General features: G+C 63.2%; 5 protein-coding genes. 3 read left to right on the top strand and 2 right to left on the bottom strand.

Features of this window, described 5'->3' with window-relative positions; translation table 11 throughout:
- Window positions 1-7: 7 nt before the first annotated feature.
- Window positions 8-901: a LysR family transcriptional regulator gene (locus ABTW55_RS18505; RefSeq protein ID WP_060421661.1), complete on the top strand. Its 894-nt coding sequence runs from the start codon at window positions 8-10 to the stop codon at window positions 899-901.
- Here ABTW55_RS18505 and ABTW55_RS18500 read toward each other — a convergent pair.
- Window positions 898-1,887, bottom strand: a complete 990-nt coding sequence (locus ABTW55_RS18500; protein ID WP_060421663.1) for an aldo/keto reductase — start codon at window positions 1,885-1,887, stop codon at window positions 898-900. The genes ABTW55_RS18505 and ABTW55_RS18500 overlap by 4 nt on opposite strands.
- Window positions 1,888-2,017: 130 nt before the next feature.
- Window positions 2,018-12,034 (bottom strand): non-ribosomal peptide synthetase, encoded by a 10,017-nt coding sequence (locus tag ABTW55_RS18495; protein ID WP_319864442.1) that lies wholly within the window; start codon window positions 12,032-12,034, stop codon window positions 2,018-2,020.
- Window positions 12,035-12,561: 527 nt separating this feature from the next.
- Here ABTW55_RS18495 and pqqU point away from each other — a divergent pair.
- On the top strand, window positions 12,562-14,691 hold the full coding sequence (pqqU, locus tag ABTW55_RS18490) for a TonB-dependent receptor PqqU (RefSeq protein ID WP_060421668.1): 2,130 nt from the start codon (window positions 12,562-12,564) through the stop codon (window positions 14,689-14,691).
- 147 nt (window positions 14,692-14,838) lie between these two features.
- The gene (locus ABTW55_RS18485) at window positions 14,839-17,211 is read left to right on the top strand and encodes a glucose/quinate/shikimate family membrane-bound PQQ-dependent dehydrogenase (protein WP_041035770.1); all 2,373 of its coding nucleotides are present in this window, start codon (window positions 14,839-14,841) and stop codon (window positions 17,209-17,211) included.
- Window positions 17,212-17,318: the final 107 nt, after the last annotated feature.

Below are 17,318 nucleotides of genomic sequence, written 5' to 3'. Positions count from 1 at the left end.
TGCCGATATGTTGAAAGAAAACTTTAACGATCTGATCGCTTTCCTGATGGTGGCCAGGGAGCGCAGCTTCACCAAAGCGGCGGCGCAGCTTGGGGTTTCCCAATCGGCGCTCAGCCACGCTATTCGCGGGCTGGAAGAACGCCTGGCGCTGCGCTTGCTCACCCGCACCACCCGCAGCGTCGCCCCCACCGAGGCCGGTGAACGGCTGCTCAACAGCATCGGCCCGCGCTTTGCGGAGATTGAAAGCGAGCTGAACGCGCTGGGTGAAATGCGCGATCGGCCCGCCGGCAACATCCGCATCACCGCCGGCGAACACGCGGTGGATGCGGTGCTGTGGCCGGTGTTGCGCACTTTTCTCGTCGATTACCCGGATATCAACGTGGAAATCACCGTCGACAACAGCCTGACCGACATCGTCGCCGGGCGATTCGACGCCGGCATTCGGCTGGGGGAACAGGTGGCGAAGGATATGGTGGCGGTGCGCGTCGGGCCGGACATGCGCATGGTGCCCGTCGCCTCCCCCGCCTATTTCGCCCGTTACGGCCTTCCTGCCACGCCGCAAGCGCTGCAAAACCATCGCTGCATCAATATGCGCCTGCCCACCCTCGGCGGGCTGTACGCCTGGGAATTTGCCCGCGATGGCCGGGAGATCAAAGTGCGGGTGGAGGGGCAACTGACCTTCAACAGCCTGCGCCAGCGGATCGACGCCGCGCAGCTCGGCCTGGGCATCGCCTTTGTGCCGGAAGACACCGTCGCCGAGCCGCTGGCCGACGGCCGGCTGCAGATGGCGCTGGACGACTGGTGCCCGCCGTTTCCCGGCTATTACCTCTATTATCCGAGCCGCAGGCAGCACACCACCGCCTTTGCGCTGCTGATTGAGGCGCTGCGGCGCGGGGCTTAACGCCCGACGTTTTTCTGCAGATGCGCCGGGTAGCGATCGCCGATCACGTCGATAGCGGAAAGCGCGCGCTCAATCTCGCCCAGCTCGTCCGCTGCCAACGCGACCGCCGCCGCCGCGAGGTTTTCTTGCAGACGATGGCGCTTGGTGGTTCCCGGGATCGGCACGATCCACGGCTGCTGCGCCAGCAGCCAGGCCAGAGCGATCTGCGCCAGCGTCGCGCCCTTGCACTGCGCTATCTGCCCCAGCACATCCACCAGCGCCTGGTTGGCTCGGCGCGCTTCGGCGCTGAAGCGTGGCACCTGGTTGCGAAAATCGCCGCTGTCGAAGGTGGTGTCCTCGGTGATGGCGCCGGTGAGAAAGCCCTTGCCGAGCGGGCTGAACGGCACCAGACCGATGCCCAGTTCCGCCAGCGTCGGCAAGATTTCACGCTCCGGCTCGCGCCACCACAGCGAATATTCGCTTTGCAGCGCCGTGACCGGCTGCACTGCGTGGGCACGCCGAATGGTTTGCGCTCCGGCTTCCGACAGGCCGAAGTACTTCACTTTCCCTTCGCGAATCAGTTGCTGCACCGCCCCGGCCACCTCCTCGATAGGCACCTCGGGATCGACGCGATGTTGATACAGCAGATCGATGGCCTCTACCCGCAGGCGTTTCAGCGAACCCTCCACCGCCCGGCGAATATGCTCCGGACGGCTGTTCAACACCTGTTGCCCCGCCGGCTGCGGCAGATCGAAACCGAATTTGGTGGCGATGACGACCCGATCGCGCACCGGCGCCAACGCTTCACCCAGCAGTTCCTCGTTGGTGAACGGACCATAAATCTCGGCGGTATCGAAGAACGTCACGCCTTCGTCGACCGCGGCGCGGATCAGTTCGATCGCCTGCCGTTTGTCGGTGGCCGGGCCGTAGCCAAAACTCAGCCCCATGCAGCCCAACCCCAACGCCGAGACTTCCAGCCCTTCGCGCCCCAATTTGCGTGTTTGCATCTTCACTCTCCCGCTGATTGATACCGGCGCCGCCTGACGCGGCGCCGCTCCGGTGTGATGACTGTAAAACACGGTTGGCACCATGACTATGGGGCGAAATACGCTTGGGCTTATGAGCCAGGCTCATGAATCAAACGTCATCGTTGAGCGCTTGGCCGATCGCCTCCTCACACAGCAGGATGTTATGGTGATGACAAGCCAGCGGGATGACCCTCAGCCGCTCACAGACCGCGCCTAGCCCATTATCCGCCACCGCCAGCAGCGGCGCCGTGACCGCCTCCGGCAACTGCGGGTTACCCTCCGTCGCCTTAAACAGCGTCACCTTAGTGGTTTGCAGCCTGCGGCTCAGACTCCCCTTAGACAGCCGCCGCTCCGCCTGCCCTGCGGCCATGGCGCGTGTAGCCGCCTCGCCTTCGATGCCCAGCACCGGCAGCAGCTGATCCAAGGGCAACTCCGCCGTAGCCTGCCGGTAGAAGCTGTCCAGCAGATACAGTTGCACGTTACGGCAGCCACGCGCCTCCAGGCGGGCGGCAATCTCCAACGCGATAATGCCCCCCAGCGACCAACCGAGAATGCGCACCGGCCCGGCGCCTTGCAGCAGACCGGCGGCGATCATCTCGTTCAGATACCGTTCGGCCAGATCGCCGAGCGAGTCGATGGCGGGTTGATGGTAAAGGTTATGGTTATCGACGCCATAGCAGTTGAATCGCCCCTGCAGCGGCTGGGCGAAAGCGTGAAACGCTTCCGCCCCCACCAGCGCCGGATGGATCATCCATACGACGGGCGCGCCCTCTGCCCAGCGGTTAAGCGGCAAGACCAGGCGGCGTTCGTTGGCGGCCAACAGGTTTTTCAGCGTGCGACTTTGCAACAGCTGCACCACCGGCACCGGCGCGGCCATCAATTCGCCCATGCCGACACACAGGGAAATGGCCTTGATCGAGGTGCCGCCCAGCAGGAAGAAATCGTCCGTCATGCCGACCTGCCCGCACTGCAGCGCCGCCTGCCACAGCGCACACAGCTGCTGTTCCAGCTCGTTCGCGGGAGCGACATAAACCTGCGGTTCGCTCGCAGCAGGCGTAGGCAACGCCTTGCGATCCAGCTTGCCGCTGGAGTTGTGCGGCAACGCTTCCAGCCGCATCAGCGCCGCAGGCAGCATGTACAACGGCAATTGCCCGCTCATAAAGGCCAACAGCGCCGATTCATCCAGCGGCGCCTCGCTGACGTAATACAGCGCCAGGCGCTGCCGATGCGCCTCCGACAGCACGACGGCGCAACAGGATTTGATCGCGCCGAACGCCAGCGCACATTGCTCGACCTCGCCCAGCTCAACGCGGTAGCCGTTGATTTTCACCTGAAAATCCATACGGCCGAGGAACTCCAGGTTGCCGTCCGGCAAATAGCGGCCGGCGTCGCCGGTGCGATAAAGCCGCTCACCCAGCTCCGAATGGTAGATGAATTTCTCTTCGGTCAGCGACGGATTGCGGTAATAGCCGCGCGCCACGCCGATCCCACCGATGTATTGCTCTCCCGGCAAGCAGGGCGGCAGCACGCGCAGATGACGATCCAGCACGTAAAAACGCTGATGGGCCATCGCCTGACCGTAAGGCACGCTGGGCGCCAGGATCGGCGTCTCCGGGATATCGTACAGGATCGACCAAATAGAGCTCTCGGTCGCGCCCCCGGCGCTGACGACTCGGCACCCCGGCCGCCATTGACGAATGCGTGCCGGCAGTTGGCGGGAGATCACCTCGCCCACCAGCACCACGTTGCGCAGTTGCGGCCACTGCGCCTGCGACGCGGCGGATTCCAACTGCTCCACCAGCAGCGTCATCACCGAAGGCGCGGAGTTCCAGAAGGTCACGCCCTGAGTCATCAACAGCCGATGCCAGGCCTCAGGCTGATAGCGTTCGGTTTCGGACGGCATCACGATAGCGCCGCCCACCGACAGCAGGCCGAAAATATCGAACACCGAAATGTCGAAACTCAGCGCGCTGAGCGCCAACCCGCGATCGTCCGCGCCGAGTTCCAGCTGGCGCAAGGTATCGATGATGCTGTTCACCGCGCCGCGATGTTCTATCGCCACCCCTTTCGGCGCGCCGGTAGAGCCGGAGGTGAAAATGACATAGGCCAGCGCGGAAGGCGCCGGCAAGACAGGCTCTCCCGGCACCGCCGGCGGTAACGCCGTGACGGCCCCCTGCGGATCGATGGTCAACAGCCTGGCCTCGCCGCTGGTCGCCCATTCCCGGCTGCTGAGGATAATTCGGGTCTGCGACTGCGCGACGATATCCAGGCGGCGGCGTTCCGGCCAGGCGCCGTCCAGCGGCAAATAGGCCTTGCCGGCCATCAGAATCGCCAGCACCGCAATGATTTGCGCCCGCCCTTTGTCCACCATCACCGCGATGTTATCGGCGCGCATGTCCGCGTGCTGACGCAGCTGCAGCGACAGCGTCAGCGCGCGCCGATACAGCTCACTGTAGCTCAGTTCGCCCCATTCATCGACGATCGCCCGCCGTTGCGGATGGCGCTCGGCCTGACGGATGAAATCATGATGGATAGCGCGCTCAAAATCGTAGGCCGGCGGACAGAATTGATGGAAGGCGCGTTGCCGCGCCATTTCGCTCTCCGAGACCAGCGCCAACTGGCTGACGCGCTGCTCCCCGTGATTGACGATCTGCGTGAGGATGGTCAGATAATACTCGCCCAACAGCGCCAGCGTGGCCGGTGAGAACAATGCGGTGGCATAGTTGAAGATCGCCCTGCCGCCCTGCGGCGCCGGCTGTATGCTCAGCGTCAAATCGAATTTGGCCGCCTGGTAGTGCGCCAGCAGATCCTGCGGCGCCAGCCAGGCCGGCGCATCCCCCACTTCCTCCAGCGCGAACAGCGCCTGGAACAGCGGATGGCGCGACAGATCGCGCGGCACCTGCAGCAGCTCGATCAGCTGATCCAACGGCAAATTCTGATGCCGTTGCGCCTGCAGCACGCCGTCAAAGACCCGGTTTACATAGTCGTTCAGCGACGCCGCATCGTCGATCTGCGAACGCAGCGGCAGCGTATTGACGAAGAACCCGATCGCCGAGCGGGTCTCCGCCACCGGCCGGTTGGCGACCGGCGTGCCGACCAGAATGTCTTGCTGGCCGCTGAAGTAACCGAGCAGCAGGTTAAAGGCCGCGAGATACAGCGCAAACGGCGTGACGCCCTGGCGCCGGGCGAACTGCGTCGCCTGCATCGTCAGGGTCTCCGGCAGCGCGATGACGTGGTTGGCGCCGCGATGATCGAAGCGGGCCGGCCGCACGAAATCGAGCGGTATTTCCAGCGCCTGCCACCCATCCAGCGCTTGTCGCCAATACGCCTTCGCCTCATCCGCCTGAGCGGATTCCAGCCAGCGCCGCTGCCAGACGGCATAGTCGCCATAGTGCAACGGCAACGCCGCCAGCCCGGCCTCTTGCCCTTGCCGCTGCGCCTGATACAGCACATCCAGCTCCTGCAACAGCACCGGCTGCGACCAGCCGTCAAACGCCAGGTGATGCACCAGAATCAGGCTGTAAGTCACCCACCCGCCATCCGGCTGCGCCACCCGGTAAACGGCTGCCCGGATCGGCAATTCCGCCCCCAGCGCGAACGGCCGGTCGATATCCTGCCGCAGCCTGTCCGGCCAGTGCGCCGCCGCCAGCGTCACGCGCTCCAGCGAAAGCGTCAGTTCACAGGCACGGGCGACGGCGCTTTGGGATGGCATCTGGACAATCAGGCTGTGCAAGACCTGATGCCGGGCGACCACCGCCTGCAAACTGCGCTCGTAAGCCGCCAGGCACACCCCGTCGCCGAGACGGAACAGCATCGGCACGTGGTAGAGATTGCCGCCGCCGTTCAAATTCTCGATAAACCACAGCTGCAGCTGTGAAGAAGAGAGCGGATACTCGCGCTGCCGCAGCGGCGGGATCGACACCGGCGCGGCGCCCTGCTCCTGTTGCGGCAACGCGCGGCACAGCGAGCGGATCGTCGGGAAGCGCCCCAGCTCGCTCAGCGTGACCTCGCGCGCCAGCCGCCGGCCGATCTGATAGCAGGCCTGAATAGCCAGAAGAGAGTTGCCCCCCAGCGAGAAGAAATTGTCCTCCACGCCGATATCCTGCCGCTGCAGCAGATCGCGCCACACCGCCAGACAAGCGTTCTCCCATTCGCTCTGCGCCGCGACAAACTCACGCGCCGCCCTTTCCGGCTGCGGCAACGCCTGTCGCGCTATCTTGCCGTTTTCGGTCAGCGGCAGCTGCGCCAACTGCATCAGCGCCTGCGGCACCATGTAAGGAGGCAGTTGGCGGCTCAAATGCTGAGCCAGCGCCTGAGGGGCGATCGCCTCATCGGCAACGTAATACGCGGCCAGGCAGGGCTGCGGTTGCGTGACGAGCATGCAGCAACAGGCGGTCACGCCCGGATAGGCGAGCGCGGCATGTTCTATCTCCCCCAGTTCGATGCGATAGCCGTTCAGTTTGATCTGCTGATCGAGGCGCCCCATAAACTCCACGTTGCCATCCTCCAGCCATCGGCCCGCATCGCCGGTGCGATACACCCGCTCCTGCAGCTCGTCATGCCAGAAGAAACTCTCGGCGGTGCGTTGCGGATCGCCGTAATACCCGCGCGCCAGGCCTTCCCCCGCCAGATAGATTTCGCCTCGGACACCCGGCGCGGCGGGCCGCCGCCCGGCATCCAGGATATAGCAACGCTGGTGCGGCAACGGTTTGCCGTAAGGAATGCTGACCGACCGAATTTTCTGACCGCGCGGCACTTCGTACAGCATGGTGAAGATCGCCGCCTCCGTAGCGCCGCCGGCGCTGCAAAAACGGCCGTGCGGCGCCCAGGCCAGGCAGCGTTCCGGCAGTGAGGTGGCGATCCAGTCGCCCCCCACCATCACCGCCCGCAGCGCCGGTGCCGGCCCGGCCGTCAACCCCGCGCCGTTCACATAATCCAGCAACAGCTCCATCAGCGCCGGTGCGCTCAGCCATTGCGTCACCCGATGGGTCATCATCAGCTGATACCAGGCCTGCGGATTGGTCCGATCCCGCTCGGCCGGCATTACGACCGCGCCGCCGGCGCTCAACGGGCTGAAAATGTCGAAGATCGCCAGATCGAAGCTCAACGCGCTGAGGGCCAGGCTGCGATCCCGCTCGTTGAGGCCGAAATACCGCCGCACGCCTTCCAGCATATTCACCGCGCTGCGATGTTCGATCGCCACGCCTTTCGGTGTGCCGGTCGATCCCGAGGTGAAAATGATATAGGCCAGGCTGTCGGGCCCAGCATCCAGCGCCGGCAGGCGCTGTTCCGGCAGCGGCAGCTGCGCCGCCAGCCCTGCGGCATTCAGTTCGATCAGATTGATCTCGTCGCAGGCCCAGGGCGCATCGCTGAGCAGCGTATTGATGCCGGCCTGCGCCATCACGTTCAGCCGCCGCTGCGGCGGCCATGCCGCCTCCATCGGCAAAAACGCCTTGCCGCACATCAGCGCCGCCAGCAGGGCTACCGGTTGCCGGCGCCCCTTGTCGGCAATGACGGCGATGGCGTCACCGGTCATCCGCCCTTGCACGCGCAGCTGAGTGGCAAGCGTCAGCGCCGCCGCGTGCAGCTCGCCGTAAGTCATTTCGCCCTGCTCGTCGACAACCGCCACGGCCTGCGGATTGCGCCGCGCATGCTGCACGAAGTCCTGTTGCAGGCTGCGTTCAAACGCATAGCCGAAGGCGGGCGACGCCGGCAGCGCCTGGCTCTGCGGTTGCAGACGGATATTTTCCAGCGGCCAGTCGTCGTGGTGCGCCATCTGCTGCAACACGGCGAGATAGTAGCCGGCCAGCCGATCCATCGACGCTTTGCTGAACAGCGCCGAAGCAAAGTTGAAGCGCGCGCGCATCTGCTCCCCCTGCGGCGTCAGCGTGAGCGTAAGATCAAACTTGGCGGTGCGTTCATAAGCGCTCAGATCGACCACCGACAGCCAGTCCGGGCGCGCCTGCGCGCCGCCCTCGCTCTCCAACGCGAACATGACCTGGAACAGCGGATGGCGCGAAAAATCGCGCGGCAGCGCCAGGTCGTCCACCAGCGCTTCCAGCGACAGCGTCTGATGCTGCTGCGCCTGCAGCGTCGTGGCCGCGACCTGCCGCACAAACTCCACGACGCGATGGCGCGGGTCGATCTGCCGGCGCAAAGGCAGCGTATTGACGAAGAACCCGATCAGATTCTCCAGTTCAGGGCGGCTGCGGTTGGCCAACGGCGTGCCGACCATGACATCGTTCTGGCCGCTGTAGCGGGACAGCAGCAACATGAACCCCGCCAGCATCACCGCATGCAGCGTCACCCCCTCTCTGCGCGCCAGCGCATCCAGCGCCTTCACCAGCGCCGCCGGCAACGGCACTTCGCTGTTGTCGCCGCGCTCGTCGAAGACCGCCGGCCGCAAAAAGTCCAACGGCAGCGAGAGTTGCTGGCAGCCCGCCAGCGCTTGCCGCCAAAAGGCCAATTCTTCCGCCCGGCGCTGCACATTTTCCGGCGCTTGTTGCCAGCACGCATAGTCGAGGTATTGCAACGCCGGCTCTGTCGCCTCGCGCCACGTTCCCCGATAGCGCGCGTCCAATTCCTGCAGCAGCACCTCAAGCGACCAGCCGTCAAAGACGATGTGATGGAACACCAACAGGCAAACGGTCGTTTCCCGCTCCGCCGCATCGCGGTAACGGTAGCGTGTGGCGCGCAGCGGCAGCTCGCGCGTCAAATCCATCGGCTGGCTGCAGGCTTGCGTCAGCGCGGCGTCAAATTCATCGGCGCTCAGCGTTAGCACAGGCACCGGCAACGCGGTGTCGCTGACCCACTGGCTGGCTTCGCCCCGATCATTCTGGCGAATCAGGCTGCGCAAGATCTGGTGGCGCTCGACGATCGCCTGCAGGCACTGCGCAAAACGTTCGTCATCGATATCCGGCGACAGCCGCAGCAGCACCGGCGACAGATAATGCGTGGCGTTCACCGACAGTTGCTGAACAAACCACAGCCGCGACTGCTGAAGCGACAGCGGCGCCTCCCGCAGCCCGCCGGGGAGGATCGGCAGCTCGTCCGGCGGCGCCTGACGCTGGGCAGCGATGTGCTCGCTCAGCGCGGCCACCGTCGGGTGCTGATTCAACGTCAGCACCGAGATCTTCGCCCCCGGCAGTTTATTCACTTCGTGGCACAGCCTGATCGCCATCATGGAGTTGCCGCCGAGGCGGAAGAAGTTGTCATCCACGCCGACATCGCCCCCCAGCAGCCGATTGAACAGTGCCGACAGGCGAATCTCCAGCGGCGAACACGGCCGGCGAAACGCCGTTTGCGGCTCGATCGGCAGCGGTTCCGGCAATGCCCGGTAATCGACCTTGCGGCTCACCGTCAGCGGCAGCGCCGCCAGCGCCCGCATCGCCGAGGGCAACATGTAGTGCGGCAGCTGCGCCGCCAGCCGTTGCAAGATGTCGCCGGCCTCCGGCTCCGCGCCAGGTTGCGGCACATACCAGGCCGCCAGCTGGTCCGTAGTGCCGGGACGCAGACTCACCACCGCCTCGGCCACCCCAGGCAGCGCACGCAGCTGCATTTCTATCTCGCCCAATTCGATGCGATAGCCGTTGATCTTGATTTGCTGATCGTGCCGTCCGAGGTACTCCAGACTGCCGTCGGCCAAGCGCCGCACTCTGTCGCCGGTGCGGTACAGGCGCCGGTACGGCTCACGCAGTTCAAAAGGATTGGCGATGAACGCGGCCTCCGTCAACGTCGGCAGGTTCAGGTATCCGCGCGCCAGGCCGGCGCCGGCCAGGCACAGCTCGCCTTCCGCCCCCAGCGGCAGCAAGTTATCGTGCTCGTCAACCACATAGCAGCGCATGTTGGCGATGGCGTTACCGATATTGCGCGCGCCGTTGCGGCGATAAATATTCAGGCTGGCGCTGACCGAAGCTTCGGTCGGGCCATACATGTTGGCGACCTGCATGCCGCGGGCCAGGTAATGGTCGAGCGCTTCCTGCGCGCTCGCCTCGCCGCCGGTCGCGAGATAGCGCACCGAAGCCGGCAATTCAGGGAAGGTGCCAAGCAGCGCCGGCGGCAAGAAGCAGGCCTCGATGCACCAGGCCGCCATCTGTTCGCACAACAACGCCGGATCTCGTCGCTGCGCTTCGCTCGCGATGAACAGCCGGTGGCCGTTGCCCAGGGCCATGAACACCTCAAAGACGTGCGCATCAAAGGCCAGCGACGCGAACTGCAGGCAGTTGAGCGCATCAGGCTCATTACGCAACAAACGCTGCTTATGGCCACGCACCATATTGGCCGCTCCCCGGTGTTCGCACAGCGTGCCCTTCGGCCGCCCGCTGGTGCCGGAGGTGTAAATCACGTAGGCCAACTGCCGGGCGTCCACACGCGGCAAGCTCGCGGCATCCGCGTCGGCGAGCGGTTCATCCGCCGACAGGCAAAGATCGCCCGGCGCCAATCGCTGCGCCGCGGCCTGCAACGCGCTTTCGGTCAGGACGATCGGGCTGTTCACCTCTTGCAGGATATAATCCAGCCGCTGCGCCGGCGCGGCGGGATCCAGCGGCACATAGGCACCGCCCGCCTTCATGATGGCCAGCATCGCCACCACCGCCTCCGCGCTGCGCTGCAGATACAGCGGGATCAGCGTCTCCGGCGGCATGGCCACGCCGCGCAGCCGTTGATACTCCGCCCGCAGCCGCAGCGCCAGACGATCGCTGCGCTGCGCCAGCTGGCGGTAGCTGAGCGATCCTTTGGCGTCGGTCACGGCGATGCGTTCCGGGTGACGGCGCGCCTGGCGGGCCAGGCCGTCGAGCAGCGTCGCTTCCGCGTCGGCCGTTGCAGGCCCGCTCTCCCAGGCGTCGCGGCAGCGCAAAACCTGTTGCGCCGTCAGCTGCGGCCAAGCGGCAATCGGCGCATCCGGTTCGGTTAACGCGCGCTGCAATAGCCAGAGATACTGCTCCGCCATCTCCGCCATCTGGGTCGCGTCGAACAGATCGGGGCGGTAGCGCAGGCGAAACTCAAAGGCCTGCTCGGTGGGCTGATACTCCAGCAGCAGTTCCGAACCGGCCAGATCGACATTGAACCGGTGATTGACGCCAATGCGACACCCCTCGAGCGCCAGCGGCGCATCTTTCAGGTAAGCCTGGGTAAAGTTGACGTTCAGCTGACGCACCGGACTGAGGCTCAGCATGTCATAAACCGGTAATTGGCTGTGCCGCAGCTTGCCAGCCACCTTGAGCGCTTTGCTGTAGGCCAGCGTCGCGCGGTACAGCTGATTGAACGTGGCTCCCGGGGCGAGGGTCAAGGGAAACACCGCAGTGTTGACCTGTGCGCCGAAGAACAGCGCCTCGCCACCCTCCGGCGCGATGGGATAACCGATATGCACCGTTTCCTGCGCAGATTGTCGGGCGATCAGCAGCGCCCACAGCGTTTTGAAGATCAGGAAAGGATTGGCATACCTGACGCCGGATTTCAGCGCTTGCCACTCAGCGAACGGCAACGCAAAGCGCACTTCGCCGGCGCCGGGCGCTTCGGCCGCAGCGCCGGGGAGATAAGGCAACGCCACGCGCGGGGCGCATTCGGCCAGCATGTCGCCCCAGAATGACGCGGAACCGAACTCGTGTTTCAACGCCGCGATATCCGCCTCATAGCGCCGGTACAATGTGCTGATGTCCGTTTCATCCGCCTGCGGCGGCGTCACCGCCGTGCCGCGATTGTAATAGGCAGAAACGGCGCTGTAGAACTCCTGTCCGGACAGGCCGTCGATCAGGATGTGATGAACGACAATGATCAGGTTATAGCGCTGCGGAGCCAGCTCAATCAGGTAGAAGCGGCACAGCGGCCCTTCCCGGAGATCGAACGGCGCATTGATTAACTTACCGACATCGCAATCGGCATCGAGCGTTTCCAGCGCAATTTTTTTCGCCGACCTTACCCAGCGTAATTGCGAGGCGCTGTCATCCAGAACGTGGTGAAACAGAATATAGTCACGGCAAACCCCGTCGATCGCCGCGCGCAGTCGGCCGACGTCCAATTCTCCCTCAATCGTCTGATCCAGCACCAGGTTGTACTCGCAGGAGTGTGGATTGAGCATGTACTCATTCCAAAATGTGTGGGTATAGGGTGAAGCGATGAGCGCGTCCATAAATCAATTCCCTTTTAATATATTCCGTAAATGTATAAATAGATACTTATGCATGACATAAATACCGTAAGCGTTATACGATTGAGCTGTTAACTGAAAACCTAAAAAACATAAGAGGGAATATTATTTTATTTTTATAAAAAATAAAGCCACAAAAATACAAATAAATAAATATAATAAAAATCAATCAGATATAATATGTTTTTATTTTTCACCAATGAATTAACCACGTTGCATTCATTAATAAAATAAATGAGATGAACAAATTAAAAAAACGAATAGGATTATGTTTAAGATAAGCCTGGGTAATTTAAAAACGCCCGGCACATCGCTATTGAATAGAGAATTTTCTTAATTGAAAACACGCCTCTTTCGGCTGCGCTATTCCAAAGCACACGATATCGGAATATCCTATACTCTTTGCAGGATGCAGTTTCCTTCCCCTTGAATGCCGGTACAGGGAGTCAAAATGACTATTTTCGCCCCCTTGCGAGCAACTCTTTCAGCATTATTGGCAGAATTATCTGATGAATAAAAAACGTCCCGCCTTGACCCCGGCAACCCTGTTATTGCTACAGCCGATCTATATCGGCTCGGCCCTGGCGGCGGAGCAAAAAGACAGCGACACCCTGGTGGTGATGGCGCAACCCACCGGATTGACGGAGCTGGGGTCGCCGGTCTCCGTCAGCGTGATCGACGGCGAAGACCTGCGCAACGCCGCGCCGCAGATTAACCTGTCGGAAAACCTCGGCAGCGTGCCGGGCCTGCAGATCCAAAACCGGCAAAATTATGCGCAGGATCTGCAGCTGTCGATACGCGGGTTCGGTAGCCGCTCGATGTTCGGCGTGCGCGGGGTGCGCATGTATGTCGACGGCATTCCCGCCACCATGCCCGACGGCCAGGGGCAAACCTCCAATATCGACATCAATTCCGTCGAACGTATCGAGGTGCTGCGCGGCCCCTATTCCGCGCTGTACGGCAACGCCTCGGGCGGGGTCATCAATGTTGACACTATTACCGGCACCCAGCCGCCGACGCTGGAAGCCGGCGGCTATTTCGGCAGCGACAACACCTGGCGCTACGGGGTGAAAGCGACCGGCGCCACCGGCGACGGCACCCAGGCCGGCGACGTCAACTACGCCATCTCCGGCACCCGCTTTACCACCCAGGGCTACCGCGATCACAGCGCCGCGCGGAAAAACCTCGGCAACGGCAAGCTCGGCGTGCGGCTGGACGACGTCAGCACCCTGACGCTGATGTTCAACAGCGTCTCGATTGACGCCGGCGATCCGGGCGGCCTGACCGAGGCGGAATGGAAGGAAAACCCGCGCCAGGCGCCGCGCGCGGATCAATACAACACCCGCAAATCGCTCGACCAGACCCAGGCCGGCCTGCGCTATCAGCGCCAGATGAGCGAGCGCGACGAACTGACCCTGACCGCCTACCACGGCGAGCGCCACACCACGCAGTACCAATCGATCCCGATGGGGCCGCAGCTCAACCCCACCCACGCCGGCGGGGTGATCGTGCTGGAAAGAAAATATCAGGGCATTGACACTCGCTGGAAGCATGAGGATACTCTCGCATCGTTACCGGTAACACTGATCGGCGGTCTGGATTATGAAACCATGACCGAACGCCGGCAGGGGTTCGAAAACTTTATTCTGCGAGACGGCACAGTGGACTACGGCGAGAAAGGCGACCAGCGGCGCAACGAGAAGAACCGCATCTGGAACCTGGATCCTTACCTGCAAACCTCCTGGCAACTGACGCCGCACTGGACGCTGGATGCCGGCCTGCGTTACAGCACGGTCAGCTTCGACTCGACCGACTATTACATCACGCCGCGCAACGGCGACGACAGCGGCAGCAAGCGCTACCACCAGTGGCTGCCGATGGGCTCGCTCAACTACAAGATCAATCCGGCGTGGAACGTTTATCTCTCCGCCGGCCGCGGCTTTGAAACCCCCACCATCAACGAGCTCTCATACCGCCCCGACGGCCAGGCGGGCCTCAACATCGGCCTGCAGCCGTCTACCAGTGACACCGTCGAGCTGGGCAGCAAGCTGCGCCTCGGCAACGGCCTGGTGAGCGCCGCCCTGTTCCAGACCGAGACCGACAACGAACTGGTGGTGGCGGAAAGCAGCGGCGGGCGCACCAGCTATGCCAACGCCGGTAAAACCCGGCGGCGCGGCCTCGAGCTGGCGCTGGATCAGGAGTTTGCGCTGGACTGGCGCCTGAATATGGCCTGGACGCTGCTGGACGCCACCTACCGCAGCGATATGTGCGGTAAATCCGGCTGTACCCCCGCCGGCAATCGCCTGCCGGGCATCGCGCGCAATATGGGCTACGCCTCGCTGGCCTGGGCGCCGCCGGAAGGCTGGCACGCCGGCGCGGAGCTGCGCTACATGAGCGACATTCAGGCCAACGACGCCAACAGCGCGCAGGCGCCCTCTTACACCGTGGCCGGCGTAAACGCCGGTTATCGCTTTACCTGGAACCGCTGGGCGCTGGACGTCTTCAGCCGGGTAGACAATGTGTTCGATCGCCGTTACGTCGGTTCGGTGATCGTCAACGAAGGCAACGGCCGCTATTTCGAGCCGGCGCCGGGTCGCAACTGGGGTGGCGGCGCCACCTTGTCTTACCGCTTTGAATAAGGCAAAGCACCTTAAGGTTAAAAAACGGGATGGGTTTTACGTCACCCTAGCGGCTTCCCGCTGAAATATTAGGGATAAACCGCGTGTTTTTTCCGATTTGGCTTAATCTCTAAATCGGGGACTTTCATTTTTGGTAAGGGTATTGCTATGCAAAATAAAGCGTCACTATCGCCGCTTATCGTCATAACGGCGCTATTTGCCGCGCTGAGCGGGCTTTATCTGCTCGGCGGCGGCATTTGGCTGGCCAAGTTGGGCGGTTCGCTGTATTACATCATCGCCGGGCTGGTGCTGCTGGCGACCTCCTGGCTGCTGTTCCGCCGCCGCGCCACCGCGCTGCTGCTGTACGCGGTATTCCTGCTGGGCACCACTATTTGGGCCCTGTGGGAAGTCGGCCCGGACTTCTGGGCGCTGACGCCGCGCCTGGACGTCACCTTCTTCTTCGGCCTGTGGCTGGTGCTGCCGTTTATCTACCGTAAGCTGGTCGCCAACGGCAAGTTCGCCTACGGTGCGCTGAGCGCGGCGCTGGCAATCACCGTCATCGCGCTGGCCTATGCCGTATTCAACGATCCGCAAGAGATCAACGGCACTCTCGACGCCGCGCAGGTGCAGCCGAAAGACGCCAACGGCGCCGACTGGCCGGCCTATGGCCGCACCCAGGAAGGCACCCGTTACTCGCCGCTGAGCCAGATCAACGACAAAAACGTTGGCCAGCTGCAAGAGGTTTGGCGTTTCCAGACCGGCGATCTTAAGACCGCCAACGATCCGGGTGAGATCACCAACGAAGTCACGCCGATCAAGATCCGCGATACCCTTTACATGTGTACGCCGCACCAGAAGCTGTTCGCGCTGGATGCCGCCACCGGTAAAGAAAAGTGGAAATTTGATCCGCAGCTGAAGTACAACCCGACCTTCCAGCACATCACCTGCCGCGGCGTGTCTTACCACGAAACCGCTGCAGCCGCGGGCGCCGCCGGCGATGCCGCACCGGCGATGTGCTCGCGCCGCATCATTCTGCCGGTCAACGACGGCCGCCTGTTCGCGCTGGACGCCGACACTGGCAAACCCTGCCCGGACTTCGCCAACAACGGCGAGCTGAACCTGCAGAGCAACATGCCGTATGCGACGCCGGGCCACTACGAGCCGACTTCGCCGCCGGTGATCACCGATAAAGTGATCGTCATCGCCGGCGCCGTGACCGACAACTACTCCAACCGCGAGCCTTCCGGCGTCATTCGCGGCTTCGACGTCAACAGCGGCAAGCTGCTGTGGGCCTTCGATCCGGGCGCGAAAGATCCGAACGCCATCCCGGCGGACGAGCATCACTTCGTGCCGAACTCGCCGAACTCCTGGGCGCCGGCCGCCTATGACGCCAAGCTGGATATCGTCTATCTGCCGATGGGCGTTTCCACGCCGGACATCTGGGGCGGCGATCGCACCCCGGAAATGGAGCGCTACGCCAGCGGCCTGTTGGCGCTGAACGCCTCCACCGGCAAGCTGGCCTGGTTCTATCAGACGGTACACCACGACCTGTGGGATATGGACGTGCCGGCGCAGCCGACCCTGGCGGACATTACCGACAAGAGCGGTAAAAAAGTGCCGGTCATCTACGTGCCGACCAAAACCGGCAACATCTTCGTGCTGAACCGCACCAACGGCGAGTTGGTGGTGCCGGCGCCGGAGAAACCGGTACCGCAGGGCCCGGCCAAAGGCGACCGCCTGTCGCCGACCCAGCCGTTCTCCGAGCTGACCTTCCGTCCTGAGAAGAAGCTGACCGGTGCGGACATGTGGGGCGCGACCATCTATGACCAGCTGGTCTGCCGCGTTATGTTCCACAGCCTGCGTTACGAAGGCACCTTCACCCCGCCGTCCGAGCAGGGCACGCTGGTGTTCCCGGGTAACCTCGGCATGTTCGAGTGGGGCGGCCTGGCCGTCGATACCGATCGCGAAATCGCCATCGCCAACCCGATCGCGCTGCCGTTCGTGTCCAAGCTGATCCCACGCGGCCCAGGCAACCCGATTGAACCGCCGGAAGGCGACAAGGGCGGCAGCGGCACCGAATCCGGCGTACAGCCGCAGTATGGCGTGCCGTTCGGCGTGACCCTGAACCCGTTCCTGTCACCGTTCGGTCTGCCGTGCAAACAGCCGGCCTGGGGTTACATTTCCGCCGTGGATCTGAAAACCAACGACATCGTGTGGAAAAAACGCATCGGCACCGTGCGCGACAGCTCCCCGCTGCCGCTGCCGTTCAAAATGGGCATGCCGATGCTGGGCGGCCCGGTGACCACCGCCGGTAACGTGTTCTTCATCGGCGCCACCGCAGACAACTACCTGCGCGCCTTCAGCGTGACCAACGGTGAAAAACTGTGGGAAGCGCGCTTGCCGGCCGGCGGCCAGGCGACGCCGATGACCTATGAGGTCAACGGCAAGCAGTACGTGCTGATCTTCGCCGGCGGCCACGGTTCCTTCGGCACCAAGCTGGGTGACTATCTGGTCGCTTACGCCCTGCCCGACCAGAAGTAACCGCTGCAGTTAATACCGCGCAAAGCACGCCGCAAGGCGTGCTTTTTCTTTTCCCGCCCCGCCGACTGCCCCTCGTAATACCCTTAATTTTTTCACTCTCATTGTTG

Origin of the sequence: Serratia sp. SM04 (assembly GCF_040280225.1) — a bacterium.
GTDB lineage: Bacteria > Pseudomonadota > Gammaproteobacteria > Enterobacterales > Enterobacteriaceae > Serratia > Serratia sarumanii.
Note: the sequence above shows the minus strand (reverse complement) of the source record. Positions and strands in the feature narration are given on the sequence as shown.